A 13,196-nucleotide genomic window follows, 5' to 3' on the forward strand; every position below is an offset into this window, starting at 1 on the left:
GTGTCAGCCGTCTCCCAAAAGGCCTGTGAATCTGTTTTGGGCCGCCAAGGCGCGAAGACGCCAAGACGCCAAGAAATAATCGATCAAAATGCGGCTAAAGGCTAAGGGCCAATGGCTAAAGGGAAAACCCGGCCAAGACTTTTGCCTTTAGCCCTACGCCCTTGGCCGGTTTTAATTTTCTTAGCGTCCCAATGAAATTTTCAGTGATAAATCTTGTAGGGCATCACCAGCTTGCCCTTGGCGTCGCGGTAGCGGACATGTTCACCGCTGACCATTTCCAGGGAGCGGGCGGCCCATTCGCGGACCACCATCACCGGGTCTTCCAGGACCGGTCGCAGGGCTGCGGCCGCGGCCGGACCGCCGAGCGGACCAAGAGCCATGGCGGCATTCATCCGGTTGCGCCAGTCGGCATCCCGCAGGCCCCGGATCAGGGCATTTTCGGCGCGTGGGTCCTTGAGTTTACCGAGGGCCATGAAGACTTCGCCCCGGTTGGGGCCGTCGACTGCCTTCAGCAGTAATTCGAGGGCGCGCGGGTCGCCGATATCCCCCAGTGCCCGGATCGCTCCGGCCTGGCCGCGCGGCGGGGCCTGCGGCAGGTAGCCTAGCAGGGGAGCCACCGCCCTGGTGTTGAAGCGGATCAGGGAGCGGGTGGCGTAACGGCGCACGCCGCTGTCATCGTCGTCGAGAGCCTGCAGCAGTTCCGGGATGCTGCTGACGTCGCTGATCTGGCCGAGGGCCCAGGCGGCGATGTAGCGACGACTGAAGCTCTTGTCGCGCAGGGATTTGACAATCACCGGCACCGCTTCTTTGGCCTGCAGGGTGCCGAGTGAGGCGATGACATATTCACGCAACACCCGGTCATCGCTGTCAGCCTGGTCGATAAGGGCCGGGATGGCGGCTTTGCCGAGTTGGGTGACCAGCGGGTAGACCTTGTCGTTGAGACCGTTGTCGGTACGGCCGAGCAGGGAAACAAGCTGGCTGACCGCCTTGGCGTCACCGGCCCGGGCGGCGTTGTCGAGGGCGGTCAGGTCGAGAGCCGGTTCGCTGCTGCAGCCGCAGACCAGCAGCAGCGGGATCAGCAGCGAGGTCAGCAGGCGTCGGCAACCGGCTCGATTTTTCAGGTTCAGCCTTACCATACCTTGGTGACCGTGATGTCGATGTTCTTGAGGATTTCGCCGTCCCGGACCACCACCGCCGAGGGTTCGATGGTGCCCTGATCATAGCGTCCGTAGAGGTCGCCGATCTGTGGCGGTCCGCCGAATTTGTCCCGGGCGGCCAGGTAGTAGGTGCCGCCGGACGGCAAGTAGATCAGGTAGTGGCCGTCGGGACCGGTTTTTTCGGAAACGTATTTGGGACGTTCGGACATCTGCACATGGTCGTAGACGTGAATGCGTGCCCCTTCGACCGGTTTGCCGTCCGCATCGCTGATGATTCCGGAGATCCCGGTGCCGGATTCCGGCAGGGCGCTGGTGAGGCGGCGTTCGTCGCCTATCTTCACCGGGGCGGCAACGGTCAGTTCGATGGGGGTTCCGGCGGCGGTGAGATTGATGAACCCGCTTTTGTAATCTCCGGCCCGCACCGGCCCGGCGGCTTCGCCGTTTTTACGCTTGCGCGCCACGGCAATATAGTCGCCGGGCGGCAGACTCAGCTCGAAGCTGCCGTCGGGTCCGGTCGGCCGGGAGACCGTCATGGCCGGTCCGTAGAGGTCCATTCCCTTCTGGTAGATGTAGAGATAAGCGCCCTCCAGGGGGACCATCACCTTGCCGCTGATTTTGGTCATTTTCCCCGGTTTGTCCTGTCCCTGGTCCTGCTGACAGCCGAGCGTCAACAGGACAAGCGCAATCAGTAACAGCCATTTCAGATGTTTCATCGAATCACTCCGGGTTGCCGGCCTCGGCGGCGGAAGGCGGAAGCAGGATCAACCGCTCGCTGCCGCGTGAGGCGTAATGTTCATCGAGGGTATTGTCCATCACCGACAGGCCGAAGGCGATGCCGTCGGTCAGGGCCGGACTGAATTCTACGTCATGCGGGTCGCCGGTCACAAGGGGGCGGCGGAGGATGACCGTCCAGTGGTCGTTTTTCCAGGAGGCGGTGGCACGAACATCGGCCCGGTGGCCGATCGGGCGTTCGACCATCCATCCCGGCGCGAGGCTGCCGGCGGGGCGGAACTCCTTGCCGATGATGCGCCCCTGGTCGTCATAAACCGGCGCGTCCTTGTCGCCGAAGAGGTCGACTGTTCCGGTCTGCCCGGAAGCCAGCCGTGAGTTCGGGCGCATCAGGTCGCCCGGCAGGTCGCCATGCATGCCTTTCAGGTCGAGCCAGCGGTCGTCGGCAAAGCCGAGCCGGCCGGTCCGGTCGGCCTTCCAGTTCCAGAGATCGAGCCAGCGCCCCGCTTTCTCCAGCTTCATCTTGTTGGTGGCATGGAAGGTCGCGCCGGCCACGCCGAAATCTTCGATATGACAGGCCAGGGTGCAGGAGAAGGGGCGCTGGTCGGTGGGCGGCTGCCACATCAGCCCGAACCCGTCCTCCTTCAGGCCGTTGCTGGTCCAGCGGCTGCCGTCAAAGCGCCATTGCTGCATGGCATCGTCACGGGTCAGATCACGCCATCTCAGTCGCAGATAGAGGTCGCTGTCGGTGTAAAAGGCCCGGACATCGACGGTCAGGGGCCGGGGAATGGCACCGCCGTGATGGCAGGACGGGGTCGAGGTGTGCACTGTGTCCTTGTCGATATCGGGAAAGACATCGATCTTGTGAACCCGGCCGCCGCGCACAATGATCGGGTGCGGCAGGGCGCGTTCCCAGTCGGCGGCGGTCGGTGCCTTCGCCAGGTGCAGGGCGTAGAGCCGGTTGCCCTCGGGGTCGCGGCAGCCGACGACGATAAGCATCATAACGGCGATGCCGAGCAGGATCAGCGGCATGAGAAAGCGCGGGAACCTGCGGAGGTCTTGTTCGGAAGTCTCTTTCACAGCCGAAGAGATTTTGCAAATCATATACCAGCTTGCGGCGTGTCCCGCAGCCGCTTGACGGGCCGTTTGCCGTGGACCCGGAGCGACCGCATGGCATTTTTCCGCCCGGTGGCGTTGGGGACAGGCAAATAAATGACATGACTGGACTTTTTGTGTCGCGATAAACGCCTGAAGAGGCACCCGCGGCGTGGGGAAGGCTCGGCACAGGGCTTGCTATTTGAAGTTCCGTTATGATGTCCATTGACCTCGATCGCCGAACCTGCTGGGGGATGTTCACCATCTCTCTGGCCGGCCTGATGTATGAGCTGATCCTGACCCGGATCTTCTCGGTGCTGATGTGGTACCATTTCGCCTCCATGGCCATCAGTCTGGCGCTGTTCGGTTTTTCCGTCGCCGCGTTGCTGGTGCAGTTGCGTCCCGGCTGGTTTCCGGTGGAACGGACCGGGCGCGACTGTTCTCTCTGCAGTTTCGGTTTTGCCCTGGCCCTCGGCACGATGTTCGGCCTGTTTGTCCTGTTTCGACTGCAGCCGCAATTCGCCTTCAAGGTCCTTTCCTTCTTTCACCAGCCGTTTTATCAGCCGTTCCAGCAGGGGTTCTACAACAAGGGTGTTCCCTTCGGCCTGTTGCCGGTGCTGGCCCTGCTGTACCTGGTGACCGCGCTGCCCTTTTTCTTCAGCGGCCTGGCGGTGACCCTGCTGCTGCGTCGTTATCTGCGCCAGATCGGCCGCCTTTACAGCTGGGACCTGTTCGGCGCCGGTGCCGGCTGCCTGCTGATCATCGGCGTGCTGCTGCTGGTCGGCGGTATCAGCGGCCTGCCGCTGATCGCCCTGTTCGGGTTGCTGGCCGCGTTCCTGTTTCTGCCGCGGCCCGGCTCGCGAGGCGTCAGGCTGCTGCTGGCCGGGGCGGCGCTGGTGCTGGTCGGTCTGACGGTCGGCAACCTGGCGACCGATTTCGCCGGGGTGCGTTTCGTGCGCGGCCGTTACGAGCCGAACCTGCTCTGGAGCGCCTGGAATTCCTTTTCGCGGGTGGCGGTTTATCCGTCGCGCGGGGAGGAACTGCAACAGGCCTGGGGGCTCTCCCGCACCTATCGCGGCCCGATTCCCGAACAGCTCGGTATGGTGGTTGACGACACCGGCTATACCACCATGTATCGCTGGCGGGGAGAGGAAACTCTTGATTATTTCCGCAGCAATGTCATCGCCCTGCCGTACCAGCTCAGAGGTGGCGGCACCGGCCTGGTGATCGGTCCCGGCGGCGGCAAGGATGTCCTCGCCGCCCTGGCCAGCGGCGCCGACCGGGTGACGGCGCTGGAGCTCAATCCGCTGATCGCGCGGGCGGTCGATGACCAGTTTGTCGCCTTTACCGGCGGACTCTACCGTCGTCCCGATGTTGAACTGGTGGTCGATGAGGGACGCAGTTGGATTCGCCGCCAGCAGCGCACCTGGGACGTGATCCAGGCCTCGGCGGTGTTCGGCCGCATGGCGCCTTCGGCCGGGGCCTTCACCTTGTCTGAGAACAATCTCTACACCCTTGAATCCTTCGCTGACTACTGGAACCACCTGTCGGACAACGGTGTGCTGTCCATTTCCCGCTTTATCTTCGAGCGTGAAACCCTGCGCCTGGTCTCACTCGGCCTGGCGTTCCTGCAGCAGCAGGGGGTGGCCGATCCCGCCGCGCATATCGCCGTCATCAAGGAGCGAGGGCTGGCCAACTTCATGCTCAAGAAAAAACCCTTCAGCGCTGCCGAGATCGCCCGGTTGCGGGCGATCTCGGCGCGGCTCGCGTTTCAGGAGGTGCTGCTGCCCGACCGTCGTGAGGGTGACGATCCCTTTCACCGCCTGGTCCGCAGTGGCGGGGACGCGGCCTTTCATGACGAATTTCCGTTCGATATCTCCCCGACCACTGACGATCGTCCGTTTTTCTACTACATGTACAAGCCGGCCGATTTCCTGACCCTGTTCACTTTTCCGGACAAGAGCCGTTTCGAGGATCGCGCGGTGCTGATTCTGCGCAACCTGCTGGTGGTGGTTGCGGTGCTGACCCTGGTGTGCATCATCCTGCCGCTGCTGATCTGGCAGCGAAAGGCTCTGCGCCTGCCCGGCAGCGGCCGACGGCTGTTCTACTTCGCCTGTCTCGGTCTCGGTTTCATGTTGCTCGAAATCGGCCTGATGCGGCGTTTCATCCTTTTTCTCGGCCAGCCGATTTACGCCCTGGCGGTCATCCTTTTCGCCCTGCTGGTTTTTTCCGGCCTGGGGGCGCTGCTCGCCGGCCGGGTGCCGCGCGGCGGCGAACGGCGTCTGCTGCTGCCGTTGTTGTTGGTACTGGTTTTGCTGTCTCAAGGCTATGGTTACGGTCTGCCGCCGCTGCTTGATGCCCTGCTGACTCTGCCGCTGGCGGCCCGCTGCCTGCTGGCCGGACTGCTGCTGGCTCCGCTCGGCGTGCTGCTCGGTTTTCCCCTGCCGCTCGGGATGCGGTTGCTGCATCCCGATAACCGGGATGTTGCCTGGAGCTGGGGAGTGAACGGTGCCACCGGGGTGCTGGGTTCACTGCTGGCGGTGGTGGTGGCGATGAACTGGGGTTATACCCTGACCCTGCTGGCCGGCGGTCTGGTTTACCTGCTGGCGCTGCTGGCAATTCTTTCGCGGCGCTCGGCCGCTTTCGGATAAGGTTCTATGCGACGTATTTTTCTGCTGTTTCTGACCTGTCTGCTGCTGACCGGTTGTCAACGCTCCGGCCCCTCGGGGCTGAGCGGGGAGTTGCAGTTCGACGGCAAACCGCTGGCCGGGGCCAGTGTCGAGATTTACCTCAAGGCGGACAAGGACCGCTCGGTGCAGCCGTTCGCGGTCACCACCACCGACGGTGACGGCCGCTACCGGCTGGAGCTGCCGCCCGGCCGTTATTTCGTCATCGGCAAGCAGCGTCGTACATCCAGCGACGGACGGCCGCAGATGCTGATGGCGGAGTGCCCGGCCAATCCCCTGGAGGTGACCACCGGGATGCTGGAGGTGCCGGCCTTCAGCCTGCGGGAAATGGGTCGGGACGGAAGGCTGGTGGCCGATGCCGACACCTCGCTGGCGGGACGGGTGACGCGCGACGGGGTCGGGGTTGCCGGCGCTTTCGTCTATGTCTATACCGAAGCCGGAGTCGACCTGATGGGACCTTCCTACGGCGCCGCGGTTGAAACCGATGCCGACGGGCGCTTCCGGGTCGCCCTGCCGGCCGGTGAGTTCTGGCTGGCGGCCCGCAAGCATCTCGACGGCTCACGACTGGGCGAACCGAAACCGGGTGACCTGACCGGCAGCCTGGAGCAGAATCCGGTTCACCTCGCCGCCGGGCAGAATCTCGACCTCGGTGAAATCAGGGTCCGTCCGGTCGATGCCGCGCGCTACCGGCAACGTCAGCAGCAGGGCCGCTTTGCGCTCAGCGACACGGCGCTGACCGGCAAGGTGGTCGACGAAGACGGCGCGCCGGTGCCGGGGATTTATGTCTTCGCCTATCTCGACAGCCGGATGGTCGGCAAACCGACCTACATCTCGGCGCCGAGCGCGGCCGACGGTTCCTATCGGCTCAATCTCGGCCGCGGCGGGGCCTATTACATCGGCGCCCGCAGTGCCTACGGCGGACCGCTGGAGCCGGGGGAATGGGTCGGAACCTACGATGAACAGCCGGAACACCGGATCGATGTCGACACGGGTCGGGTGGTTGAACTCACTCCGTTGCAGGTGCGGGAGGTGTGGTGAGAATTCTGTTGCTGATCGGTTTGTTGTGGCCGGCCCTGCTGTCGGCCATGACCCTGGACGGCGAAACCCGCTGGCAGGGCGCGATGACCATCCGCGAGCCGGTCCGGGTCGTGTCCGGGGCGACGCTGCGCATCGAACCCGGGGCCCGGATCACCTTTGCCGGCGGCGGGTTGACGGTGAGCGGTCGATTGATCGCCAGGCAGTGCGAACTGGGCGGCAAAAACTGGAGTGGTATCGTTCTCAAGGGCGTCGGCGCCGACACCCTGCTGGCCGACTGCCGGATCAGCGGGGCGGCCACCGGCGTGCTGGTCGAAAGCGGCGAGCCGCGTCTTGAAGGTCTGACCCTGGAGGGAAACCGCATCGGTATCGAGTTGCGGCGGAAGAGCGCCGCCACCGTCACCGGCTGCCTGCTGCGCGACAACAGCCGGGTCGGCCTGTTCGTTAAGGATGGCGCCACCGCGGCGGTGGTCAACAACCGGTTTGAAAAAAACGGCCGGTTCGGTGCCTATCTCTACAAGGCGCAGCCACGGAGATTCACCGGCAATGTTTTTACCGGCAACCCGACCGGCCTGATGGTCAGTCATTACGGCTCGAACCCGCGACTGGTCGAGAACTGCCTGACCGGCAACGGCACCGCGGTGCTGGTTGACCGGGCGGCCAGGCCGGTGCTGCGGCGCAACGACATCCGTGACAACGAGATCGGGGTACGCTGTTACCGGCGCTCTGATCCGCTGCTGGAGAAAAACCGTATCAGCGGCAACCGGACCGGGGTGAGCATCGCCTATTCGAGCTATCCGCGACTGCGGGACAACGATCTTTCCGGCAACGGCACGGCGCTGTTTCTCGAATATCAATCGGCGCAGTGGGAGCGGGAGAAGGGAGCCGCGGCGCGCGAGCAGGAGGTCTCCCGCAGTGCCTTCGGCGGTCGGCCGCGACAGGAGGTGGGGGAGGCCGAGCGGCGGCCGCGCAAGCTCGACGGCACCATCGACGCCCGCGGCAACTGGTGGGGCACCGCCGCGACCGCTGAACTGGGACGGATCGGTGATGACGGCAATCCCTCCTTCATCGATGACGGTCGTGACCGGCCGACCTTCGAGGAGGGTGGGCGAAACTGGCCGCTGGACAGGGTGCGGTTCGCGCCCTGGCTGAATGAAGCGGTCTGGTAAAGGAGAGCGGATGCGACAATTTCCCGCGAGATATTTTTTTCTGCTGATGCTGTTGTTCGTCGCCCTGCCGGCCTGGGCCGGCAGCGGTGTCAAGGGACGCGCCGCCTGGCGTGGTGAGCTGGTTCCGGGATTGCGGATTTCAGCCTATCGCCAGATTGCCGATATCCCCCGCGGCAAGGTGCTGGCGGTTTCCGAACCGACCGCCCTCGACGGTACCTATCAACTGGAACTGCCTCCCGGAAGCTATGTGCTGGTGGCGCGCAGCTTCAGCGGCGAACCGAAGCCGGGCGATTATTTCTGCTACTACAGCGGTTCACCGATTCAGGTGCAGGCCGGACATTACACCAATGTCGGCTTCAACCTGATCCGGGTGCCCGCTGAGCCGGCGCCCCGCAAGGCACGGCGCAGCGGCCTGCAGGGGGAGATCAGCTACCAGGGGGAACTGCTGGAAAAGGTCTACCTCTACGTCTACCGTGATACCAAAAGCGGCTTCAAGGGACCGGCGTACAATATCGTTCCCGTCGAGAAGGGAAAATTCCGCCTGCGGCTGCCGCCCGGAGACTATTACCTGCTGGCACGCAAACGCCTTGCCGGCGGGCGTTACGGGCCGGTGGCGATCGGCGATTATTTCAACTTCTATTACGGCAATCCGGTGCACCTGGAGAAAGGCACCATCCGTTCGATTCACCTGGAGACCATCACCCGCTTGTCCAACCTGGAACAGGGTGAGGATGAACTGCCCTTCCAGGGGGTCCGCGGGCGGGTTTTCGGTGCCGACGGTGCCCCGGTTGCCGGGCTCTACGTTTTCGCCTATCGCCATCCGAAAATGACCGGGACACCCGATTTCTTCTCCGCCGCCACCGATGCCGAGGGCCGTTTCGCGTTGCGTCTGCCGCCGTCCGGCCGATACTACCTGCTGGCGCGGCAATCCTTCGGCGGGCCGGCCGCTGAAGGTGAACTGTACGGGAAGTATTCCCGGAACAGCGAGCACCGGGTCGAGTTGACCGAAGCGAACCCGGTGCGGGAGGTCGAAATCCATGTTCAACCGATTTCTGCGCGTTAGCCTGCTACCCGCCTTGTTGCTGATCGTATTGTCGGCGGGCAACGGATATTGCGGCGCCGATTATTCCGGGCGGTTGCTCGGGCACAGCCTCTGGCAGGGTGAGGTGCGCCTGACCGGACCGGTCGAGGTGCCGCTCGAAACCACCCTGACCATCGCCGCCGGTTGTCGGGTGACGGCGGCGAGCCCCGCCGCCAAGCTCACGGTTCGCGGCACCCTGCTGGTCCAGGGGAGCGAAAGTGAACCGGTGGTGTTCCAGACGCCGCCGGGCTGGCAGGGGATTGAATTCATGGAGTCGAACGGCAAAAGCATCATTCGCCAGGCCCGTTTTGCCGACAGTGAGGCGGCCCTGAGCAGTTACGGCAGCCACTTCGAAGTCACCGACAGTGAGTTTTCCAACTGCCGGTTCGGTGTCCGGCTGCTGCGCGAGTCGGATCCGCTGATTGCCGGCAACCGCTTCATCGGCGGCAAGATCGCCATCGACAACGAGATGCGCTCCAGTCCGACCATCCGCGACAACCTGTTTCGGGGATTCAAGCAGATGGCGATCCTCGCTTCTCACAACAGCCGGGGAATGATCAGCAACAATCGTTTTATCGGCAATCAGCAGGGGGTCGGTCTGCAGCAGCCCTACCCGGACAAGGTGGTCGACAACCTGTTCCGCGACAACGAGATCGCCATGTTCTGCAACCAGACCAAGGACACCCCGCAGATTCTCAACAACCGTTTCGAGAACAACCGCACCGCGCTGATCAACTACGCCTTCGCCTATCCACGGGTGCGCGGCAATGTTTTTGTCGGCAACGGCATCGCCATCCGCAACGACCAGTACGGCTCGCCCTTCGTCGAGAACAACCGTTTCGAGAAGAATGAAACCGCCATCTACAACTATCGCAAATCGAATCCGCGTATCCGCAACAACATCATTGCCGACAATGATCTGGCCCTGTTCTGCGACTACTCTTCCTATCCGCTGGTGCGGGAGAACAATTTTCTCGGTAACCGCCAGGCGGTCAAGCTCGGTATCTACCAGAGCGCTGACTGGGAAAAACGGTCCGGATCAAAGGCTCTGGTGATGCAGAAATCACGCGAGCGGGGCAGCAAGAACAGCATGCTGGCCCAGGCGCCGACCGACTTCGAGGACCGGATCGACGTGTCGAAGAACTGGTGGGGCGGGGACAACCAGCGCCTGGCTGCCGCCGACGAGAAGACCAATGACGATCTTTTCTGGGATCGCCATGATCAGCCGACCGTGGTCTACGAGGGCTTTGGACCGGAGGCTTATCAGCTCGATCGGGTGGTGTTCCAGCCGGTCCTCGATGCCCCGGTCGCCGCCGCGGGACCGCAAAGATGAAGGCTCTGCTGCTGGTGCTGATTCTCGCGCTGCTGCCGCAGGCGGCCGTTGCCGGTCGGGTTTCCGGCCGGGTGGTGGCCGACGACCGACCGCTGGCCGGTCTGCGGGTCGGGGCCTACCGGGACCTGCTGCCGGGCAGTGAACCGCTGGCGAGTACCCGCAGCGACGCCGAAGGGCTCTACCATTTCGATCTGCCGGAAGGACGCTACGCTTTTTTCGCCGCCGATCGGGACCATCGGCTGTTCGCCTTCAGCGGCCGCAATCCGGTCATTGTCGGCAAGGATGACCTCTGGCTGGGACTGCAGGCGGTACCCGTGAGTGCCGCCGTGGTCAGTGATTATGATGACGAGTACAGCGCCGCCCTGGAAGGCCGGGTTCTCTTTGCCGGCAAGCCGCTGGCCGGAGCGTTCGTCTACCTCTACCTCGATACCGCCGAGGGCCTGAAAGGGCAGGGGTACCGGATGTCGCCGCCGACCGGGGCGGACGGCAGCTTCTTTTTTGACAATCTGCCGGAAAGCAGTTACTTCGTTCTTGCCCGGCAGCGTCAGAACGGCCAGCAGGTGGGGCCGGTGCTGACCGGAGATCGGATCGGGTTTTACCCGGGCAACCCGGTAGTGCTGCGGGCCGGAAAGGTGCTGAAGATAGAACTGGCGACGGTGGAGAAGCAGCACAGCGCCGCGGCCAGTGAAACTTTGCTGCCCGCCGGAGCCACCCGGATCAGCGGCCGGGTGGTCGATGCCGCCGGGCAGCCGGCGGCGGGGGTGCATGTCTTTGCCTATACCAACCGGGTCATCGGTCACCAGCGACCGGCCGCGTTGTCGAGTCCGACCGGCGCCGACGGCCGGTTCCAGGTTTTTCTGCCGACCGGCGGTACCTACTATCTCGGCGCCCGGGAATTCTACGGCGACTCCCCGGCGCCTGGGGAACGCTTCGGTCTCTACCAGGAGACCGCCGACCACGGCCTGACGGTCGCGACCGGAGAGAGGGTCGACAAGCTGCGGATCGTCGTCGAACCGATCCGCCTGGAGTAGCTGATGCGTCTGTGCCGGAGATTGCTGATCCTGTTGTTGCTGCTGCCGGGGGCCTGCGCCAGGCCGCAACCGCCCGTTCTGACGTTCGGCGACCATGTCATTGCCGGGGCGGAGACCTGGAGCGGCGAGGTGCGGATCAGCGGCGTGGTGACGGTCAAGAAAACCGGCTTGCTGACCATCCTGCCCGGCACCCGGGTGCTGTTCGCGAAGGTTGACCGCGACGGTGACGGTATCGGTGATGCCGAGTTGCTGGTCGAAGGTCGGCTGGTGGCGCGCGGCCGCAGCGAGCAGCCGATTCTGTTCAGCAGTGCCGAACAGGAACCGGCCCCGGCCGACTGGAAATATCTTTATCTTGATTTCGCCCGTCCCGCGGAAATCTCTCACCTGATCTCAGAGTACGCCTACAGCGGCATCCAGATTCATTTCAGCAAGGCGCAACTGACCGATTCCGAGTTTCGGTACAATATCGACGGGGTTCGTTTCTCGACCGTCAACCTGGAGCTGGCCCGCAACCTGATTCACCATAATCGCAACGGATTGCGTTACGAGGAGCGTCGCAGCACCGGCCGCGTCCACCACAACACCATCCGTGACAATGACGTCGGCCTGTTTGTCGTCACCCGTTCGAGCGGTCGGGTTCTGGTTGAACAGAACAACATCGTCAACAACCGCGAGTACCAGGTCAAGTTCGGCCTGCAGCAGCGCCGGAATGTTGCCTTTCCGCGCAACTGGTGGGGGACCACCGATCCCCGCACCATCCAGCGGCAGTTTTTCGACCATCGCTTCGACGGTACTCTCGGTCGTGCCGAGGCCCCGCAATTCCTGCTCGCGCCGGTGCCGGGGACGCCGTAAGCTGGGAGTTTCCCGGCTCGCACCATTGGCGATTGTTCGTCCAGATGGTATCCTCCATGAATCCTGAATCAGTGAGCCCCTTGTCGGCGGACAGCACACGTCATTGATCTGCCTGAGCTTCCCAAAAATCACCAGCGAACCTATGGGTGCGCTTCAGATTTTTGAAAACCTTATTCAGGCCAGGCACTTGCACTCTTCGCCCAACAGGAACTCACCGATTCAGATGAACGCAAAGGAGGTCTGTCATGCTCAGTTTTGACGATATCGGTCGTGGCCCGGCGGTGGTGCTTGTTCATGGATTTCCCCTCTGCCGGAAGATGTGGCGTCCGCAGGTCGATGAACTGGTCGCTGCCGGTTACCGGGTGATCACTCCGGACCTGCCGGGATTCGGCCAGTCGCCGCTGTCGGGTGAGGCAAGCATGGATGGCTACGCCGATGCCCTGGTCGAAATGCTCGATAAGCTGGAACTCGATCAGGCGGTTGTCGGCGGGATGTCGATGGGTGGCTATGTCCTCTGCAACCTGCTGGACCGTTACCCGCGGCGGTTGTCAGCGGCAATGTTCCTGATGACCCGTGCCGCGGCCGATGACGAGGCGGGGAAGGCGAAGCGGACCGCTCTGGCGGCCGAGGCCGCCGCCGGCAACCTGACGCCGATTGCCGAGGCTTTCGAAGCGATTCTGTTCGCTCCGGGGATCGCGCAGCAGCGGCCCGAGCTGGTTATGCAGGTGCGTTCATGGATGCTCGCGACCCCGTCGCGCGGGGTCGCCGGCGGACTGCTGGCGATGCGTGACCGACGTGATTATCTCGAACAGTTGCGCCATTTCGACCTGCCGGCGCTGGTGGTAGGGGCCGAGCAGGATGTCGCCATCGCCCTCGGCCATTCGCAGTTGCTCGCCGAGCAATTGCCCGCCGCCCGATTTGAAACCATTCCCGGAGCCGGTCACCTGGCAAACCTTGAACAACCGCAGATGTTCAGCGCCGTGCTGCGGGATTTCCTTGCGGAGTTGGCGTTGGAGGAATAAGTTGT

The 13,196-nt window shown here is 63.5% G+C and carries 11 protein-coding genes; 8 read left to right on the forward strand and 3 right to left on the reverse strand.

Annotated features, from left to right (window positions below):
* Window positions 1-200: 200 nt before the first annotated feature.
* Genes B5V00_RS03540 through B5V00_RS03550 form a run of 3 tightly spaced genes read right to left on the reverse strand, consistent with a single transcriptional unit; the run spans window position 201 to window position 2,918 of the window.
* The gene (locus tag B5V00_RS03540) at window positions 201-1,136 is read right to left on the reverse strand and encodes a HEAT repeat domain-containing protein (RefSeq protein WP_085009385.1); all 936 of its coding nucleotides are present in this window, start codon (window positions 1,134-1,136) and stop codon (window positions 201-203) included.
* Entirely contained in the window at window positions 1,130-1,870 is a 741-nt protein-coding gene (locus B5V00_RS03545; RefSeq protein WP_085009386.1) for a carboxypeptidase-like regulatory domain-containing protein, read from the reverse strand. Before B5V00_RS03545 ends, B5V00_RS03540 begins: the two co-directional genes overlap by 7 nt.
* 4 nt (window positions 1,871-1,874) lie before the next feature.
* Window positions 1,875-2,918, reverse strand: coding sequence for an ethylbenzene dehydrogenase-related protein (locus B5V00_RS03550; RefSeq protein ID WP_172399610.1), 1,044 nt, complete (start codon window positions 2,916-2,918; stop codon window positions 1,875-1,877).
* A gap of 278 nt (window positions 2,919-3,196) precedes the next feature.
* Between B5V00_RS03550 and B5V00_RS03555 the strand changes: the two genes are divergently transcribed.
* The 8 genes from B5V00_RS03555 to B5V00_RS03590 all read left to right on the forward strand — a co-directional run bounded on the left by B5V00_RS03555 (window position 3,197) and on the right by B5V00_RS03590 (window position 13,191).
* Window positions 3,197-5,632, forward strand: a complete 2,436-nt coding sequence (locus B5V00_RS03555) for a spermidine synthase family protein (RefSeq protein WP_085009388.1) — start codon at window positions 3,197-3,199, stop codon at window positions 5,630-5,632.
* Between the two features lie 6 nt (window positions 5,633-5,638).
* Window positions 5,639-6,706, forward strand: a complete 1,068-nt coding sequence (locus tag B5V00_RS03560) for a hypothetical protein (RefSeq protein ID WP_085009389.1) — start codon at window positions 5,639-5,641, stop codon at window positions 6,704-6,706.
* On the forward strand, window positions 6,703-7,872 hold the full coding sequence (locus tag B5V00_RS03565; RefSeq protein WP_085009390.1) for a right-handed parallel beta-helix repeat-containing protein: 1,170 nt from the start codon (window positions 6,703-6,705) through the stop codon (window positions 7,870-7,872). The genes B5V00_RS03560 and B5V00_RS03565 overlap by 4 nt, the downstream gene beginning before the upstream one ends.
* A gap of 10 nt (window positions 7,873-7,882) precedes the next feature.
* A complete protein-coding gene (locus B5V00_RS03570) occupies window positions 7,883-8,935 on the forward strand; it encodes a carboxypeptidase-like regulatory domain-containing protein (protein ID WP_172399611.1) in 1,053 nt (350 codons plus the stop codon).
* On the forward strand, window positions 8,910-10,286 hold the full coding sequence (locus B5V00_RS03575; protein WP_085009392.1) for a right-handed parallel beta-helix repeat-containing protein: 1,377 nt from the start codon (window positions 8,910-8,912) through the stop codon (window positions 10,284-10,286). The genes B5V00_RS03570 and B5V00_RS03575 overlap by 26 nt, the downstream gene beginning before the upstream one ends.
* Entirely contained in the window at window positions 10,283-11,317 is a 1,035-nt protein-coding gene (locus B5V00_RS03580) for a carboxypeptidase-like regulatory domain-containing protein (protein WP_085009393.1), read from the forward strand. Before B5V00_RS03575 ends, B5V00_RS03580 begins: the two co-directional genes overlap by 4 nt.
* 3 nt (window positions 11,318-11,320) lie before the next feature.
* Window positions 11,321-12,169, forward strand: coding sequence for a right-handed parallel beta-helix repeat-containing protein (locus B5V00_RS03585; protein WP_085009394.1), 849 nt, complete (start codon window positions 11,321-11,323; stop codon window positions 12,167-12,169).
* 245 nt (window positions 12,170-12,414) lie between these two features.
* Window positions 12,415-13,191 (forward strand): alpha/beta fold hydrolase, encoded by a 777-nt coding sequence (locus B5V00_RS03590; RefSeq protein ID WP_085009395.1) that lies wholly within the window; start codon window positions 12,415-12,417, stop codon window positions 13,189-13,191.
* The last annotated feature ends 5 nt before the right edge of the window (window positions 13,192-13,196 follow it).

Origin of the sequence: Geothermobacter hydrogeniphilus, assembly GCF_002093115.1 — a bacterium.
Taxonomy (GTDB): Bacteria; Desulfobacterota; Desulfuromonadia; order Desulfuromonadales; family Geothermobacteraceae; genus Geothermobacter_A; species Geothermobacter_A hydrogeniphilus.